Source organism: Exiguobacterium sp. AT1b, from assembly GCF_000023045.1.
Classification (GTDB): domain Bacteria; phylum Bacillota; class Bacilli; order Exiguobacteriales; family Exiguobacteriaceae; genus Exiguobacterium.
In genome coordinates, this window is sequence record NC_012673.1 from 2982289 (window position 1) to 2999895 (window position 17607).

The 17607-nt window shown below is 48.2% G+C and carries 20 protein-coding genes; 16 read left to right on the forward strand and 4 right to left on the reverse strand.

What is annotated here, in order from left to right:
- Nucleotides 1–7: 7 nt before the first annotated feature.
- Together EAT1B_RS15420 and nth are read left to right on the forward strand one after the other, a co-directional pair.
- Complete coding sequence (locus tag EAT1B_RS15420; RefSeq protein WP_015881496.1) at nt 8–592, forward strand: DnaD domain-containing protein; 585 nt, start codon at nt 8–10, stop codon at nt 590–592.
- Nucleotides 592–1251: an endonuclease III gene (gene nth, locus EAT1B_RS15425; protein WP_015881497.1), complete on the forward strand. Its 660-nt coding sequence runs from the start codon at nt 592–594 to the stop codon at nt 1249–1251. Before EAT1B_RS15420 ends, nth begins: the two co-directional genes overlap by 1 nt.
- Nucleotides 1252–1907: 656 nt before the next feature.
- Here the strand turns inward: nth and EAT1B_RS16110 are convergent.
- Both EAT1B_RS16110 and EAT1B_RS16115 read right to left on the reverse strand, forming a co-directional pair.
- Nucleotides 1908–2156, reverse strand: a complete 249-nt coding sequence (locus tag EAT1B_RS16110; protein WP_237708250.1) for a hypothetical protein — start codon at nt 2154–2156, stop codon at nt 1908–1910.
- Between the two features lie 52 nt (nt 2157–2208).
- Nucleotides 2209–2760 (reverse strand): hypothetical protein, encoded by a 552-nt coding sequence (locus EAT1B_RS16115; protein WP_237708251.1) that lies wholly within the window; start codon nt 2758–2760, stop codon nt 2209–2211.
- Between the two features lie 346 nt (nt 2761–3106).
- Between EAT1B_RS16115 and recU the strand changes: the two genes are divergently transcribed.
- The 4 genes from recU (at nt 3107) to EAT1B_RS15455 (ending at nt 8989) form a co-directional block, all read left to right on the forward strand.
- Nucleotides 3107–3733 (forward strand): Holliday junction resolvase RecU, encoded by a 627-nt coding sequence (gene recU / locus EAT1B_RS15440; protein ID WP_015881499.1) that lies wholly within the window; start codon nt 3107–3109, stop codon nt 3731–3733.
- A 20-nt stretch (nt 3734–3753) separates the two neighbouring features.
- Nucleotides 3754–6378, forward strand: a complete 2625-nt coding sequence (locus EAT1B_RS15445; protein WP_015881500.1) for a transglycosylase domain-containing protein — start codon at nt 3754–3756, stop codon at nt 6376–6378.
- An 80-nt stretch (nt 6379–6458) separates the two neighbouring features.
- On the forward strand, nt 6459–7019 hold the full coding sequence (locus EAT1B_RS15450) for a hypothetical protein (protein ID WP_015881501.1): 561 nt from the start codon (nt 6459–6461) through the stop codon (nt 7017–7019).
- 17 nt (nt 7020–7036) lie between these two features.
- Entirely contained in the window at nt 7037–8989 is a 1953-nt protein-coding gene (locus EAT1B_RS15455; RefSeq protein ID WP_015881502.1) for a DEAD/DEAH box helicase, read from the forward strand.
- Here EAT1B_RS15455 and EAT1B_RS15830 read toward each other — a convergent pair.
- Together EAT1B_RS15830 and EAT1B_RS15695 are read right to left on the reverse strand one after the other, a co-directional pair.
- A complete protein-coding gene (locus EAT1B_RS15830; RefSeq protein ID WP_081432724.1) occupies nt 8889–10394 on the reverse strand; it encodes a recombinase family protein in 1506 nt (501 codons plus the stop codon). The two genes, EAT1B_RS15455 and EAT1B_RS15830, sit on opposite strands and share 101 nt — an antisense overlap.
- Before the next feature lie 334 nt (nt 10395–10728).
- A complete protein-coding gene (locus tag EAT1B_RS15695) occupies nt 10729–11181 on the reverse strand; it encodes a helix-turn-helix domain-containing protein (RefSeq protein ID WP_015881503.1) in 453 nt (150 codons plus the stop codon).
- A 166-nt stretch (nt 11182–11347) separates the two neighbouring features.
- Here EAT1B_RS15695 and EAT1B_RS15475 point away from each other — a divergent pair, with 166 nt between their 5' ends.
- The 10 genes from EAT1B_RS15475 (at nt 11348) to EAT1B_RS15520 (ending at nt 17526) form a co-directional block, all read left to right on the forward strand.
- Nucleotides 11348–11572, forward strand: coding sequence for a helix-turn-helix transcriptional regulator (locus tag EAT1B_RS15475; RefSeq protein WP_015881504.1), 225 nt, complete (start codon nt 11348–11350; stop codon nt 11570–11572).
- A gap of 58 nt (nt 11573–11630) precedes the next feature.
- Nucleotides 11631–11819, forward strand: coding sequence for a hypothetical protein (locus tag EAT1B_RS15480; RefSeq protein ID WP_015881505.1), 189 nt, complete (start codon nt 11631–11633; stop codon nt 11817–11819).
- A gap of 259 nt (nt 11820–12078) precedes the next feature.
- A complete protein-coding gene (locus EAT1B_RS15700; protein ID WP_015881507.1) occupies nt 12079–13500 on the forward strand; it encodes an AAA family ATPase in 1422 nt (473 codons plus the stop codon).
- A complete protein-coding gene (locus EAT1B_RS15490) occupies nt 13497–14057 on the forward strand; it encodes a Pathogenesis-related transcriptional factor and ERF protein (protein WP_015881508.1) in 561 nt (186 codons plus the stop codon). Before EAT1B_RS15700 ends, EAT1B_RS15490 begins: the two co-directional genes overlap by 4 nt.
- Nucleotides 14058–14123: 66 nt before the next feature.
- Nucleotides 14124–14363, forward strand: a complete 240-nt coding sequence (locus tag EAT1B_RS15495; protein ID WP_015881509.1) for a hypothetical protein — start codon at nt 14124–14126, stop codon at nt 14361–14363.
- Between the two features lies 1 nt (nt 14364).
- A complete protein-coding gene (locus EAT1B_RS15500; protein ID WP_015881510.1) occupies nt 14365–15000 on the forward strand; it encodes a chromosome segregation ATPase in 636 nt (211 codons plus the stop codon).
- 15 nt (nt 15001–15015) lie between these two features.
- Nucleotides 15016–15411, forward strand: a complete 396-nt coding sequence (locus EAT1B_RS15505; RefSeq protein ID WP_015881511.1) for a hypothetical protein — start codon at nt 15016–15018, stop codon at nt 15409–15411.
- Between the two features lie 13 nt (nt 15412–15424).
- Nucleotides 15425–16105, forward strand: coding sequence for a hypothetical protein (locus EAT1B_RS15510; RefSeq protein WP_015881512.1), 681 nt, complete (start codon nt 15425–15427; stop codon nt 16103–16105).
- A gap of 12 nt (nt 16106–16117) precedes the next feature.
- On the forward strand, nt 16118–17101 hold the full coding sequence (locus EAT1B_RS15515) for a metallophosphoesterase (RefSeq protein ID WP_015881513.1): 984 nt from the start codon (nt 16118–16120) through the stop codon (nt 17099–17101).
- Nucleotides 17098–17526, forward strand: a complete 429-nt coding sequence (locus EAT1B_RS15520) for a hypothetical protein (RefSeq protein ID WP_015881514.1) — start codon at nt 17098–17100, stop codon at nt 17524–17526. The genes EAT1B_RS15515 and EAT1B_RS15520 overlap by 4 nt, the downstream gene beginning before the upstream one ends.
- Nucleotides 17527–17607: the final 81 nt, after the last annotated feature.

The following is a 17607-nucleotide window of genomic DNA, read 5'->3' on the forward strand; positions in this document are numbered from 1 at the left end:
GTGCGACATGGATGCACATCAATTGATTCAATTATTCGAACAAAGTCCGGTCGTCATTCCACGAAAGCTGTTCACCGATGCGAGACGCCTCGACTTGTCACCCGTCGAGTTCAGTCTGATCGTCCATCTTCTTGAAATGACGGGAGAAGGCATCGTCATGCCGCTCCCGAGCGAGTTAGGGAAACGCTTGAATGTTTCGGAGAATGAGGCGCGATCAGTACTCCTCGGTCTATTGCAAAAAGAGTTGATCGCCATTGACGCTTCAAGTGATGGTGAGCGATATAGCCTATTGCCACTTTTCGAAGCGTTACAAGGGGAAGAGAAAGTTGCGCCCCAGCAGACACTGAATGAGAATATCATTCATACGTTTGAGCGGGAATTCGGAACGATCACCCCGTTCGAGATTGAACAAATCGTCGGCTGGATGACGGAAGATGGCTTCAGCGAGGAACTCATCATGGCCGCGCTTCGGGAAGCGAAACTTCGAAACGTGCGAAACTTCAAATACATGGACAAAATCCTGCGTGTTTGGCAAGATCATCATGTCGAATCGCTCGAGGATGTCGTGGAATATCAACGGAGGAATAAGTGATGTTGACGCGAGCACAATTACAGGAAGTGTCAGATACGATGAAGCAGATGTTCCCGGATGCTCATTGCGAGTTGACGCATCAAAATCCATTCGAATTGGTGGTCGCCGTCGCGCTCTCCGCACAAGCGACGGATGCACTCGTCAACAAGGTGACACCGGGTTTGTTTGAAGCGTTTCCGACTGTCGAGGCGATGGCGGCGGCTGACGTGTCTGAGATTGAGGCATTGATTAAACGGATTGGTCTGTACCGTAACAAAGCGAAGAATGTAAAAGCACTCTCAGAAAAAATTGTGAACGAGCATGGTGGAATTGTCCCTTCTGACCGAGCATCGTTGGAGGCGCTCCCTGGAGTCGGTCGTAAGACAGCCAATGTCGTTCTCTCTGTTGCATTCCATGAACCGGCGTTTGCGGTTGACACGCATGTGGAACGAGTATCCAAACGTCTCGGTATTTGTCGCTGGAAAGACAATGTCCGCCAAGTCGAGGATACATTAATGAAAAAGTTTCCGCGCGAGGAATGGTCACAACTTCATCATCAATTCATCTTCTTCGGACGATATCATTGTAAGGCACAACGTCCGGGCTGTGAGGCATGCCCACTGTTGCATATGTGCCGAGAAGGAAAGAAACGAATGAAGTCACAGCAAGTCACCACATAAAAACGCATCGACACGAAAGGTGTCGATGCGTCAGACTGTAGACAAAGTATCGGTCTAATGTCTTTTATATGCCCAACCCGGACACGGCTCGCTTTCCTAGGGGCAAGCAGGGAGCCGCATCGCGACTGCGTCACTGCTGGGTCTCCCTTTGCTTGCTATTCCCTCGGGAGTCTCGCCTGCCCGTTCTTGGTCACCTTTTGTCCTTCGTCCCATATAATGGTGTGAGAAGAACACACAGGGGCGGGTCTGATGATCAACAAGTCGACACGATCCATCCTTCACGGTCTGACGAACGGAACGGATGGTGAACGGCGGGCCGAGGCGGATGATCTCGGGATCGATGACGGGCGGGCTCAGCGTTTATCTTCCCTTTCCCCTGATACATCGATTCGAAGTAAGTATCGAGCTTTTTCTTCGGCCGTCGTGGTCTTAGAAAAAGACAAACGGCCGCCAGATGACGACCGTTTGCGTTGCTCGCCCGACGGCGCCCCGACTCCTACAGGAAAGCAATCCGACGGCGCCCCAGCAGCGACCTAGGTCGCGATGCGGCTCCGGGATTGCCTGAGGAAAGCGTGGGCGCCGGACAGGCGAGCGATAAGATTCATGTTAGTCAACAAGCTGACGCATCGACACGAAAGGTGTCGATGCGTTTTTGCTTAATGATTCCAAGGATGGTCGCTCCATTCGCGACGTTTTTTCGTGATCGGCACTTTTTTGAAGCCCCAGTTTCGGAAATCTTGGTCCGGACTTTCTTTACGGATGTAAATTTTGTCCTTAATGGCCTTAAAGATTCGGTTCTCGTCCCCATAATGGACGAACCGTGGTTTCACTTCAATCACGCCACGACGAACGCGAGAAAGTGGCAGACAGACGAGGTCCGCGATTTCTAACCCCGATTGATACATCGTGTTCTGCTTCTCAGAGAAGATGAAGCCTTTGATTTTTTGACGGCTCTTTTCAACGTCTAAATGAACGGTACCTGAATTGAAAATATCGAAGAATGCTTTTTTGAATCAGTAAGTTCTGATAATCGTCTCGGGATTCCAGGACGACCCGGGCACTCACTGCCTCTGTTTCTTCTAAAAACGCATAGAATGACTTCATCAAGTGAGCGAACGCAACGACATACGGATCTTTGGGAGTCGAATAAAAGTCATGAAGCTTCTGTTTATCGACCTCGACACTGACGATCGTACAGTCGATTCCTCGCAAAAATTCAGGGAGCTTATCCCAAAAGTCGCGCAACATATCAATCGTGATTCCATCTTCTTTTCCGTAAGGATGTTCCGCTTTTAAAATTTCTTTTAAATGAAGTGGGATATGTTCGGTTTTGAACACATCTCGTTTGAACGCCTGAAGACGTCGTTTCAATTCACACGGTAGTCCAGTTTCGTCTGCATCGATTGAATACTTATATTCCATCAGCACGCCCGTCAAGTTAAATTGCGTGTTCCCCTTCGGCGTACCTGTCTCGTCGACGAACATGACATACTTCTTTCCACTTTCCATCCAATCCCTCCAAAACGGCTTAACAGTAACGTCTTTAAGCATCCTATTTTATTTCCAAATGGTGATTTGGTCAATCTATTGCACATTTTTTTCGAGAATGACATCAATTAGGTTTATCGGTGTGTCATCTTGGATAAACACTAAGGGTGCTATTATCATAGAAAAACAATCGGGATCTACATAACGAGAGCTTTTCAATTTGGATACACAATCGCTTACATACTAGTTTAACATACGGGAGTTTGGTACGATATGTGTTGCGGTAAATCCACACAAGTGTCGACCGACAGAAGTCGACAATCAGACCTGAGACGGAAGGAACGAGTGGACCGACCTGTTAATATGTATGTATGGGGTGACGACATTGTTCCATTATCCAAACGGTAAAAAGGCAAACGTGACAAAGACAACAAAGGGGGAAGGAATTTCGAAGCAATCATCGAATTCTCAAACCTATGCGAATCGCGGGATGAACTTGGAGACGCTTTTAAATGAAACGAATGAATTTTATCGGATTCATCAACGAGCCGTCATCCACAAAAAACCAACCCCTCTTCAAATCGTCAAAGTCGACTACCCGAAGCGAAGTGCCGCCAAAGTGACGGAAGCCTATTTCAAACAGGCATCTACGACCGATTACAACGGTGTTTATCGTGGCAGGTACATTGACTTTGAAGCGAAAGAAACGAATAATAAGACGTCGTTTCCGCTCGGCAATTTCCATGACCACCAAATCGCCCACATGCGTGAGTGTGAACGTCATGGAGGGATTTGTTTTGTCATCATCCGCTTTAGTCGCTATAATACGCAATATGTATTGACCACCGAGCAACTTGTTCAGTGGTGGGAACAACGATTAACGGGGCGAAAATCGATTCCGCTCAGCTTTATCGAAAAGGAAGCGATTGAAGTTCCGACGAGAGCCTTGCCGTCGATTGATTATTTGACGGTGCTCGATCAATGGCTCGATTGAATAGAAGGAGTGAACCATGAATGGAGCGAAGTAGGGTCGCACGTCGACAAGATTCGACGACGAATAAACGCAAAAAAACTGGGAAACAACCAAAGACGAAAAGTAAGAAACCGATGTGGAAACGCATCTTTTTATTAGGCTTCATGTTATTTATTGCTGCGGTAATCGCATTCGGCGCCTATACGGTATATGCCATTGCGACGGCACCAGAACTAGATGAAGACAAACTTGTCGATACGTATCCGATTCAGTTGCTTTCGGCTGAAGGAGAACCGCTCGAAGGGGCGGGTCAGATTCGAGAGTATGTCTCCATCGACGACATCTCTGAAGTGATGCAACAAGCGGTCGTGTCAATCGAAGACCGTCGTTTCTATGAGCATAACGGGATTGACTTACGTCGAATCGGCGGAGCCGTCGTTGCCAACTTGACAGACGGTTTCGGTGCAGAAGGTGGATCGACCATCACACAACAATTGGTCAAGCAGTCGTTTCTTTCGACAGATAAGAAGTTAAAACGTAAGCTTCAAGAACAATGGCTCGCACTCAAACTCGAGCGTGAGTATACGAAAGAACAGATTTTAGAGATGTACTTGAACAAAAACTATTATGGTAGTGGTGGATACGGTGTGCAAACCGCATCGAAACGTTACTTCAATAAGCCGGTCTCTGAGGTCAATTATCAAGAGGCCGCGATTCTCGCAGGTCTCCCGCAACGTCCAAGTGCCTACGATCCAATCAATGGTGATCAGGAGTTGACCCGCTACCGTCAAGAGCAAGTCTTGTCTGCGATGAAACGTGACGGACATATTTCTGAGGAGCAGTACAATGAGGCACTTGATGTCTCCATTGCTGACGTCATCTCACCAGGTGAAGAGACGGAAGAAGAAGCGTTCACACGTGCGATTTACTCTCGTGTATTGAATGAGTTAGAAGAGGACTATGGTCTTGAACAGTCAGATATTTACGGGACTGGTTTGAAAGTTTATACGTCAATCAACAAAGAGTTACACACAAAAATCAACAGTGATATTAAATCGAATAATGTTAATTTACAAACAAGTAGTTTCCCTGAAGATTTACGAATGGGTGCAACCGTCTTGAATACAAAGACCGGTGAAATTGTCGCTATCGTAGACAGTCAACAGGCGAAGCAAGGTGATACCACATATCGTGACTACTCAAATGAAAAGTATCAAATCGGATCGACAGCTAAACCATTTTTCGATTATGGTCCTGGAATTGAAAATGGGCAGTGGTCGACAGGTAAAGTGTTGCTTGACGCTAAATTAGATGGCACATATAGTCCGAATAACTATTATTCAGGTTTCCGTGGACCAAATACGATGCGCCAATACTTGAAAATTTCAGCGAACACGCCAGCAGTTCGTGCTTTCCAAGAAGTGCGGGATGAGTATGGACAAGAAGCAATCGAATCGTTCGTTAAAAATGTAGGAATCGAACCTTCATATTCTGGCGATGAACTCAACGAATCTAATGCTTTAGGTACGGCAGAAGCGAGCACGACACAGATGGCTGCAGCTTATGCAACACTTGGTGCGAATGGGATGTATACAAAACCGCACTTGATTCAAAAAATTGAATTCAATGATGGTTCAAGTATTAATTCACCGATTAAAGCCAAGCAAGCAATGGAAGATTATACAGCGTATATGTTGACAGACATGCTTCGTGATGTTGTGAGTGCTGAAGGTGGAACTTATGTACCTGGCGCGTTCCCATGGGACGTAGCAGGTAAAACGGGTACGACGAACGAGCCTAACTCTACAAATCCGAAAGATAAATGGTTTACCGGTTATTCTACGGATTACTCGATCTCAGTATGGACAGGAAAAACGAAAGATTCGACAGTCGCTTCGTTCGATCCAGACTATGCCCAATACTATTTCGAGTATATGATGCAACAAGTGACGAATGCGACGGGACAACCGGATCGATTCCAACGTCCGGACTCAGTCTTATCACTTGGCAATGAACTCTATGTAAAAGGGACAAAACCAAAAGATCTTCAACCTGAGAAGTTGGTTGCTCCGACTGGGGCAAGTGTCAACTATGACGAAGAAGCCCAAACCGGTTCTGTCTCATGGTCATACGATTTCGATGGTGCACAAGCAGATGGCTATACGGATGTCACGTTCACAGTGACACAGAAGTCAGCTGACGGAAGTGAGCAAGTCGTCGGAACGACCGGGGAGACGAGTGTAAATATTGCAAACTTGGCCGAAGGAGACACAACGTTTACCATTGTCGCGAATGCAACGAACCCGTTGACGGGTGAGCAGCAATCAGCACCGGCGCAAGCGAGCTACTCAATCGAACCGAAAGAAGAGCCAAAGGAAGAAGAGGAAAACCCTTCTGACGAGGAAAATTCCGAAGATGAACCATCAGACGAAAATAACGGGAACGGGAATGAAAACGGAAATGGTAATGGTAACGGAGGCGGAAACGGCGAAGATACCACCGACGAACAAACTCCTGATGAACCGGCGACGGATGAAGGTTCTGGCGAAGGAACAGACGAACCAACTGACGGAGATGATTCAGGAACTCCGTTAGAGGGACAATCCAATGGTGAATCGTCTGACACGAATCGTGGAAATGGCAATTCAAACAATGGGAATAACTAAGGAAAGCAGGGCGACATTGTGCGCCCTGTTTTTCGTTTGACTTTGCTATAATGAAAAGAAAGGGAACAGGATGGTGACACATGGTTCAACTCTCTTTAAAACGCAAGATGAAAGTATTACTTGTCATAGATCGACTGCAAGACGATGATTTCGGCGTGCCTCTCGGTGGACATCTCGGGTTAAAGCTTTCACATGTGCTCTTAAAAGAGTCGATACCGTTTGGGCGTCTCATCCAGGACCAAACCGTCGCCGAAGCGATCGGACATGCTTACTTGAAACGAATCGGAGTCGAGACCATGTTCACGGGCGAAGAATCCTATTATCCGGAACTTCTTCGTGGCAACCGTCAACTCAGCTCAACAAACGAAGATTATTATAAAACGGTGCAACGCTACGTCAAACATCTTTTAGCGGTTCATTCAAAATGTACGAAACTACATACCATCGTCTTGTTCGGACGGTCGACGCAACGTCTGTTTTCAGATGCGCTCCTCCGCCTCGAAGAAGAGAATGAGCATGTCGCTGCTACATTTAACGAGATGGCCATCTTTCAGATGCCCGCCGTATCGAGAGTGGTACGAGATGAACGGATTCATCAAATCCGACAAGTCGTAGCGGATCTTGCACCTTCGAATGCGTAATGAAAGAAGGTGACTGGATGCGAAAATCTCGCTCTGTCGAAGAAATGATCAAACAACTAAAAGACGATCCTGGTTTTTCAAACCATGTACGTCATTGGCACACGGTCGACGCTCGTCCGGCACAATATGCCCCAATTCCAGAGCAAGTGCCTGAACAATTGGCGAATGTACTCAAGAATCGCGGAATCGAGCAACTGTACACGCATCAAGCCGAGGCTGTGAAACAAACGGCTGCCGGTCACTCGACAGTAATCGTGACACCGACGGCTTCAGGAAAAACGCTTTGTTACAACTTGCCCGTCCTATCGAAGATGATTGAAAAACCTACAGCCCGTGCGCTTTATCTTTACCCGACAAAAGCACTCGCGCAAGATCAAAACAGTGACTTGATGGAGATGGTCGAAGCCCTTGAAGGGAATTTACGATGCTTCACGTATGATGGCGACACATCACCTGCGGCACGAACAAAAGTCCGCGATGCGGGAAATATCGTCATCACGAATCCGGATATGTTACATTCCGGCATCTTACCTCATCATACGAAATGGATTCGTCTTTTTGAGAACTTAGAATATATCGTCGTCGACGAACTCCATACGTATCGTGGCGTATTTGGAAGTCATGTGGCGAACGTGTTTCGACGCTTGAAGCGAATCTGTGCCTATTACGGCAGTCATCCCAAATGGATCATGACCTCAGCGACCATCGCAAACCCGCTTGAACTTGCCGAGCTATTGACGGAAGAAGAAGTCGTTTTAATCGATCGGAACGGGGCACCTCAAGGGAAGAAACATCTTGTGTTCTACAACCCGCCTGTCGTCAACGAAGCACTCGGAATTCGTCGAAGCGCGACGCTCGAGACGAAACGAATCGCCTCGAGGCTCGTGGAAGCGAACATTCAAACGATTGTATTTGCGCGGTCGCGCGTACGTGTCGAGGTGCTATTGACCTATTTGCAGGAATTGACGCGTCGGGAGCTCGGACCAAAGTCTATTGTCGGTTACCGTGGCGGCTATCTTCCATCTGAACGTAGAGAAATCGAACGACGGTTACGGAACGGGGAAATCAAGGCGGTCGTCTCGACAAACGCGTTGGAGCTCGGTGTCGATATCGGCCAACTTCAAGCGTGTGTCTTAAATGGGTATCCTGGAACGGTCGCTTCCTTATGGCAGCAGGCAGGTCGTGCCGGACGGCGCCATTCAGAATCACTCGTTGTATTTGTCGCATCCTCGTCATCACTCGACCAACTCGTCGTCGAACAGCCGGACATGATTTTAGAACGTTCACCGGAAGCGGCCCGGCTTGACCCGAATAACTTGATTATTTTAGTGGACCATATGAAATGCGCCGCATTCGAGTTGCCTTTTCAAAAAGGAGAGCGATTCGGAACGGTCGATACGGAAGATATATTAGAGTTTTTGACGGATGCTCACGTCTTGCATGAACGGGCTGATCGATATTATTGGATGACGGATTCATTTCCGGCTCATGACATCTCGCTTCGGACGAGTGATCAAGAAAATGTCGTCATCGTCGATCAGACGGCAAAACATCAAGTCATCGGTGAAATGGACACGTTCAGTGCCATGACGTTGTTACATGATGAAGCGATATACTTACATGGAGCCGAGCAATATCAGGTCGAAAAACTCGATTTTGAGGAGAAGAAAGCGTATGTTCGCCGAGTTGACGTCGACTACTATACAGATGCGAATTTAGCCGTTGAACTGAAGGTGCTTGAAGAGAATAAGACAGATGGAGCGAAGACGTTTGGTGAAGTATCGGTCATCGCGATGGCCACTTTGTTCAAGAAAATGAATATAAGCACAAACACACGAGCAAAATCACGGGTTTGTGCTTATATTTGTGTCAGTTATGCACTTTGGAACGTGGAGAGTTATACGGATCGGGTTCGAACGCGACGCGAACTTCTAACGGCGCATTGTTCGGAAGGTGGCCGTGCAGCATAACGTGGTCGTCGTAGACCGTGCCAGTCGGGAAGAGTTGGCCGATCATGTTCATCTGTTCCTCTTTCGTCAAGAGCACGTCGAATCGCTCGGCGACGGCCAGGTACTGGATGACCATGTCGTAGTTGAACATGTTCGATTTGACGAGTTCCCGTTTCGTCGTCAACTGTTTGATGCGACGCACGTGGACCTTCAGTTCGCTTTCGAGCATCCCTTTCTGTTTCTCCAGTTCCTCCTTCGACCATATCCCATCGAGATAGAGCGGGAGGAGGCGATCGATTTTCGCCTGTGTCGTGTTCTTCAGGTCGTTCGCGTTCTTCAGGTCATTCTCCATCTGCTGGAGGTCCTTCGCGTCGTAATCTAGCTGGACGTATTTCTTCGCGGCGTCCTCGCTCGTCAGGATGCTCTTGATGGCCGCCACCAGGTTCGCCTCGACTCGCACCGTGTTCACTGATACATAACAGTCCTTCTGGCTTTCGCGACGGCTGTGCTTGATGTAGAAGTGCAAGGCGTACTTCCGATCACCTGACATGTGGATCGTCAGCTTCCGGCCGCATTTCGCGCACGTGAGGTGCGTACGTCGGAGAAGTTGTGGGAACTCCTCTTTACGTCGGCGAAACTTGCTGGCCCGTTTCTCTTGAATGCGTTCGTATTCTTCCGGAGTCCGGAGCGGCGGGTAGATGTCGTCGACGGTAATCGTCTCGCCGTTCGAGAAGTTCTTTTCCATGATGCCGTGGTACGCTTTATTCTTTAATTTTTGGCGCACATGAACATCAGACCATTCCTTGCCGTTCGGCGTCTTTCCAATCTTGCGCAACTCCTGGGCGATCTGCCAGTCACTGTAGCCCTTGTTCATGTAGAGATCATCGATAAACGGGATGATCCATGACCAGTCCTTATTGATGCTGTAGGTCCCCGTGTTCTTGTCGTAATGGTATTCCATCGGCGGCTTTCCCCAGCCCTTACCCTCACGTGTCCGTTGTCGTTTTCCTCGCATCATTCGACGTACAACGGATCGCTTCTCGCGTTTCGCGATCAGGTTCTTGATGTCGGATATGAATTCCTCGTCTTCGTTCGTTAGGTCGGTTATGTTCCCAGGCTCGGCGATCTTCACGCCGTTCTCTCGAAGTGTCGACTTCAGGAATTCCCAGCTGATTGTATCGAGGCGGCTTAGACGGTCCTGGTCGATACAGAGCACGACGTCGACGCGTCCTTCCTCCACACAATCCATCAAGGCGTTCAAGCCGACCTTGTCCAATTTACCGCCACTGTCGACGTCCTTGAATTGCTCGATGATTTCCCAGCCCTGGGCATTCGCATATTTCGTTAGTTCTTCGGTTTGTGCTTTCAAGCTGTATTTATTCTCCTGGAGTTTTGTGGAGACTCGAATATAGATGGCTGTACGCATATTTACACACCTCTTGTATAAAATTTCTTGTTACATAATTGTTAAAGGCTAATTACGTCTTTTAATTCCCAACGATGACCAGATATGCTATGATAAGTTTATCGAAATTAGAACAGGTGTTCGCATTTATGTTCGTATTTTTAATTATAAAATATAAATAGCTGTTTATTATTGGAAGACTAGGGGGCGTTACCGATTAACATCTTGATCCAGCACACAGAAGACGTGCAAAACACCAAAGACGAGCCGATTTCACTTGAAACCCATGTTCCTGATTTTAATGCGCTGATGGAATGGCTGAAACGCCGTACCGTTAAAAAATTAAATGAGTAGTTTATTTGTCTTTATCACGAAGTGTTCGCTGGAATTTGATGTACTTGATCGCTTCCTCGACTTCTTCGGGGGTGACTTCCTGGCCATCGACTTCCCACTTAATATTTTTTAATTCGTTCTCGTTAAACTTACGAACGTTGTATGTCGAGTTTTTCAGTTGCCACACACGATCGGATTCTCTTGAGTTCTCGCTTACTCTGTCAGCCCAAGTGATTCCGTAAGACCCGTTTGGCTGGATGCCATGCGCAGTATAGTTTCTCGCATTAATCAGTTCCTGGACTGGAACATCGAATACGATGGCCATTTTCATCATCGTGTCGACGTCAGGTAGCTTCTTATTCGATTCGTAATTCGATATTGATGACTGATCCAGTTCTAAATCCTCGGCTAACTCTTTCTGGGTTAGCTTTTTCTCTTTCCGTAATTGCTTCAATAGATCGCCGAACTTCAACATTTTTCAACTTCCCTTCATATCCATATTGTTCATAAACTATATTACTATAAGTCATGATTTGACGAAAAAAATAAAAAGATTTCGAAATAGGGTTGACGATATGACCTTGAGTCATATATGATGAGGTCAATCACATGACTTTAGGTCATATAAAGCGGGGTGGCACATGAGTCAGATCGTACCTAACCAGCGGCTAGTGTCCTTGCGGAAGGCTGCCCAGCTAACGCAGGAACAGCTAGCCCTCAAAATTGGCGTTACTCAAAGCATGATCGCACACATTGAATCCGGCACGAAAGATCCTGGTAAGGACAACAAGTTAAAGTTAGCCGCATTCTTTGGGGTCACAGTCGAGTATCTTTTTTATGAAGTTTATTATGACGTTAAGTCATAATAAATTTTTGCTCTCGAATATGACTTAAAGTAATAATTACTTGAAAGGGGGTGGAACCTTGCTGATTGACCCCGAGACAATCAAGAAGAATGCGTACCTACCAGAAAAGCTTAGTGCGCTTTCAAAAGTAAAACCTGCTGCGGCTATCGAACTGCTGCAACAGTGGGGCGATGGAAAAAAGCCTGTTAAAGAATTATGGGATGAAACGATCTTACAGCTGGAGACCGACCAAAGTACATCAGCGTAAGAAACTTGCTTACGAAACTATCTTAGCACTTGGTGATAAAGAAGTAAAGAAGTAAAGAAAAAATTATTTCTCTATGATGGGAGAATTTTATGACACATAAGACGGTGCTATACGCTAGTCGCATTTTACGTGGCCACGAGGTGAAGAGCCTAACCGAGAAAGTCCAGTCCTTGCTACAAGAGGGGCGTGAGGTAGAAGCGAACATCTTGATGCTACGGCATGCGAGTCAGAATAGAGTTACCAGAAACGAGGTGCAAACATGCCTACCATTACGCAAGTTAGGCTAGAAGGGTTCCAGTCCCATGTGAAGAGTCATTTCCACCTGGGGCAAGGTTTAAACGTCGTGACCGGTCCTTCCGACGCCGGGAAGACCTCGATCATCCGAGCGATTCGCTGGGTGGCATTCAACGAGCCACAAGGTGAAGCCTTCGTAAACGAGAAAGTCGGCGAGGCAATCGTCACACTTTCACTCGATAGCGGGGCGATCATCACGAAGCGCCGACGTAAAGGGAAGACATCTTATCTGCTTCAACTCTCGCCAGACGACGAGGGGAGCCTGTACGAAAAGTCCGAAGTACCGGACGAAGTCAAAAACTTGCTTCAAATCGACAAGCAACGATTCGGGGATTTCGAAACGGCCCTGAACTTCGCCTTCCAGCTGGATGCCCCGTTCTTGATTAGTGAGACGGCAAGCGCTGGAGCGAAAATATTAGGCAAACTCGCTGGGACGGAGTGTATCGACCTAGCGATTAAAGGCATTTCCAAAGACACGTACGCCGCACGCCAGGAGCGTCTAAACGCAGAGAAGGACGTCGAACGGATCTCCGGTTCGATGCTCGCCTTCCTCGGAGTCGACGACCAAAAGAACGCGGTCGACATGGCCGAGATTGTTTTGGAGCAAGTGACAGCGTCGGTCGAACGGTTAGATCGATTTAAAGATTATACACGTCTCTTCGAAGGAGCCGCAGATCGGCTGGACGTCGTGACAAAGCGTCTGGACATGCTGAAGGACGTTCCTTTACTCGAAGGTATGCTTCAGACGGCTATCGACGGCCAGATTCGTCACGAACGTCTCCTGCTTACCTCGGGTGACTATCTTCGACTGACGGACCGAATCGAATCAATCGAACGAGACTTGTATCGATACAAGGACGTCACAGAGGCGTCAGAAATCGTCGACAGTGTCCAGAAGGGTCTGGCTAGGCTCGAACGTCTACGGACGCTAGAGGACGCTATGAGGCAACAGCAACAGGTATTAAAACTGACGGACCATGTATTCGAACGAACGCAACATCTTCAGGAGGCGACAAGCGCCATCCTCGAAATCGATGAAGACTTGCGTCGCTACCTCTCGATTCGCGTCCTCTCCACGGAGCACATCCTGGTCGAGGGGCGGCAGAAGTCAGCGACGGAACGACTCGAACGGTTCGCGGGTCTGGCAGAAAAGGGTGCGGGTACCATCAAACGCATCGATGTCGACTTCAAACAGCTGGAGGTCTATCGACAACTTCACCGTGACTATGAAATTCGCAAGAGCACGGTCGAGATCCATAGACGCAACATCGAAGCCGCCGAGCAAGCAATCGTGACGGCGGTAGAAAACGAGAAGGCCACCTGGCAGGAAGCGGGCGGCATCTGCCCACTCTGCGGGCAGCTACATGAAAGGGGAAGCCACGAATGAAAAACAGGTATGAAACGCTACACGAGAACGGACGGAAATACGTCGTATTGACGATCGTCTCACGCGTGGACGGCGAGTTCCAGGCAAAGATGGACTACGACATGTTCTATGAGAAGGACGTCGCAGGCGTCGAATCTTGGACCGTATACAAGGACAAGCAGGGACGGAAGTTCGCGAGAGCGGACAAGCACAACAAGCAAGTGCTCTTACACAAGCGACTTTTCAACATCCCACGCGGTAGCCACCTGGTCTTCAAGAACGGCGACCCGATGGACTGCCGAAGCGAGAACTTACAGCTGGTAGATCATGAAGGCAACATCACCGAAATGTACACGCCGGAGCCAGAGCCGACGGTCGAACCTGAATTGAAAGGCGTCACGTTTCACAAGGCGTCTGAACGCTGGAACAGTCGTCCTTACTGGCAAGGTGTTCGATACAGCCTCGGCTACTTCCAAACCAAAGAGGCAGCGGAAGAGGAAACTCGAATCTTCCTACACGAAGGGCCGGACAGCCCACGGCTTAAACGAAACCAAAAGAACAAGCAAGGGGCGCCTTAATCATCGAGGACGTTCCGACCAGAACCATCGTCAACCAAAACTTAAAGCCGGAAGGGGCACTTACTCATGAGTAACTTGAAAGATCGTTTAGAGCAGGCGAAAACAAACGTCCGTAACGCAGAAAACGCAAAAACCATCGCTGAAACGCAAAAGGCTTCAGCGGAGCAACAGCTGGAAGAAGTCATCGCGAAGATGGCAGAAGAAGGCGTCACGCCGGAAACGATCAGCGAAGAAATCGTCAAGCTGGAAACGAAAATCAGCGAGGATCTTGGGAAGGTCGAACGCCTTATCCCGCAGGACGTGTAATATGTATCAGCTCATGAAAGTCAAAGCCGATTTACGACAAGCCTCGCAGAAGGTCACGGCAAAAGTCGCCCAGCGGGATCTCTTGTCGGAACAGATGCAGGATGCGGATCGACGAAAGAAGCAAGCCGAGGAACAGTTGGCAAACTTCGACCTGGTTCAAATCCTTCTCCAGCACACGAGCGACTTCGCCCGGCGTCAAGCGAAGCGACGTATCGAAGAAATCGTCACGAGCGCCCTGTCCGTCGTCTTCGGGAGGGATTACGCCTTCCGCGTCGAGATTGAGGTCAAAGGAAATCAACCCGTCGCAGAATACTACCTGGAGTCAGAAGGGGTCGTCACGCAGCTGAAGCCTCCGGATTACGATCGGGGCGGCGGCGTCGCGGATGTCGTCAGTCTCGCGCTGAAGTTAGCCATCGCAGAACTATCCGGCGTCAAAGGGACGTTGTTCCTCGATGAAGTCGGGAAGCACGTCAGCCTGGAGTTCGCACCAAACGTCGCTTACTTCTTGAAAGAATACAGCGAGAAGTTTGGTCGTCAGATCGTGCTGATTACGCACAACGAGCATTTGGCAGAAATCGGGGACGTCAGTATCGGCGTCACACAAAAACGCGGCCAGTCGAAGGTATCGGCGGTCTAAATCGGAGGGAATCACATGTGCATCATTTGTGAGATTAAAAAGTTTGCGGAACAAGAAGCGGGCATGGAGTTGGTCGAGACACCGATCGCACCGGTCAATCCGTTGCTAGTCATGGCGCTGAAACGGGCGGAACGGGACCTGGAGCATCTAAAAGACAACATGCAGGATGATGTCTGGCTCTTTAAACAACAGGGGCAAACGAGAGACATGATCGAGCGAAACATCCGGGACGCTTACGAACGTCGTATCAACGATGCCAGTCATCGCGTGAACAAGGCGCGGGACAAGATCCTCGTATCGGTCGGCATCGACCCGGATATCGAAGAGGGCGCAGTATACGGCGTTCTACAAAACGACTTGATGGTCGTCAAACGAGAATACGTCAGCCACTTCGAACCGGCTACGACGTAAGGAGGGCGCGACAATGGATTTACTAACTAAGTTTGAAATTAGAAATTCCGCTCACTTAAACGTATTAAAACTAGGAAAGCGGCACTTGTCTAAAAGCATTGTAAAGCAAGTCCCGAATAAACCGCTGTGGGACGACAAGACAAACGTAGTGGTGTTCTTACAAGGGCTGAAGTGGTTTGGGATTTATGACAATGACATCGTAGGTATCACAGAAAGTATTCATTCTTGGAACATTGTACGGAATGTAGGCTCGACGTTAATCAATCCGAAGGAGTTTATAGAAAAGGATGAGGAGAAAGCAATCTTCTGGGCAGAGAGCAGCGATTGCAATCAGGCAAGGATGATTCGAATTTTAGGATGGGTGGATTTAGGCGATAAGGACTTCATTTACGCACTTTTTGTACGAGATCGGATTTTAATGAAATTCAAAACACCAAGAGTAAAGCCAACTAAAATTAAAGATTTTCTAACTTCATACCTAGAACTTAACGACCTAGATTCGGTTAAAGTTCACAACTATCAAGGACTTTACAGCGTATCTAAGAGTAAGTGTCATCTAAATAAACCTAACCATGAAAATTACGATTTTGACTACGGTCTCGGATTTAGTCCGAATTGGTTTGAAGAGCTAATGTTTTCGAATTTCTTGGATCAGTTTTACAAATTAGATAGACAAATATATGTCATGGCATAAGGAGGGCGCGATATGAAAATCGTTTGGTTAGGAGACGTCCACATCCGAGGCAAGAACCCCCGGAACCGGACGGACGACTACAAAGAAGCACTGAAGACGAAACTGCGCGAGATCTTCAAGATTGCCGAGTTCAACAAGGCGGAAGCCATCCTATGTGCGGGAGACATCTTCGACCGCCCGGAAGTCACAAACAGTGTTTTGCTGGAGTTCGCGGAAGTCTTCATGGAAAACAAAATTCCGTTTTATACGACAGCTGGAAATCATGACGTGTACAGCTACAACTTGGACACCTACTGGCGCACATCGCTCCGCGTGCTCGAATGGCTCGTCCCGAACTTCACAGTCATCAACGATCCGAAGGAGAACTTGATGCTGAAGGAAGGGACGCAAGAAGTGGCCGTCAGCTTCCAGCCGTATTCCCACAACATCGACAAGGACGGTTACGGGTACAGCCCGGGGAACCCGGCGAAAGATTGCTTTAAGATCCATGTCGCCCACGGGATGCTGCTCGATCACGATCCGAAAGTCTTCGACCGTTACACCTACGTCGGGACCGTCCAAACGGAAGCGGACCTGGTGCTTTCCGGTCACGATCACCTGGGCTTCGGTGTCTACGAACGTTCAGACGGCAAAGTCTTCATGAACTGCGGCGCGATTTGTCGCCTGTCAGCAAGCGAGGCAGAAGTCGCCCGTTCGATCCAGGTCGCACTTATCACGGTCGAGGACGGAACGCTTCAGCCGATTGAATTAATCGACTTGCGAAGTGCCCAGCCCGGCAAGGACATCCTGGACCGGACCCAAATCGAAGCGAACGCGAAACGACAGTATGCGATGGAAGAGTTCGCGGCCTTGATTCAGACCGACGACGGGAGCACGACGGCCGTCGACCTTGAAGCCATCATTCAAAACATCGCAGAGAAGGAAGGCTATGCACCGGAAGTCGTCCAGATGGCACTCGATAAGATTCAAGAGAAGAAGGAGGAAATCCACGCATGATCCGTATCGTAGACGACAAGACGAACGAAGTGAAAGCCGAGATGAAAGAGATGCAACGTCATATTGAAGCTGAACTTAGAGACATAAAAAAGAAAAAACGTAGTCCTAATATGTCGCGATCTATTGAAGATCGTAAGCGGATCGATTGGCTGGAAAAGAAAAAAGAATTTTTCAAATCGACGAGTCATCTACCTGTCAGGCTTGGAACTATCGTCATCGATTACAAAACGTTATCCGCCTTCTTAAAGAAATTGAAGAGTTTTAATATCACAACAAAACTAGATGATTCGGGTTTGACAATTATTTATAAAAAACACGGTCATCCTGGCGGTGAACTTCGGTTACTCGACATGACAGATCACTATAAAGTTCTCCGTGAGTTGCCGACAATCGAAATCGACATGCTTGAAGAAGTGATGGCGTGAAGACGTGGCTTTGCAATAACTGTGGCCACGAGCACGTCGCAAGCGATTCACTCACAGAACTAGGATTCACCCAATACGACA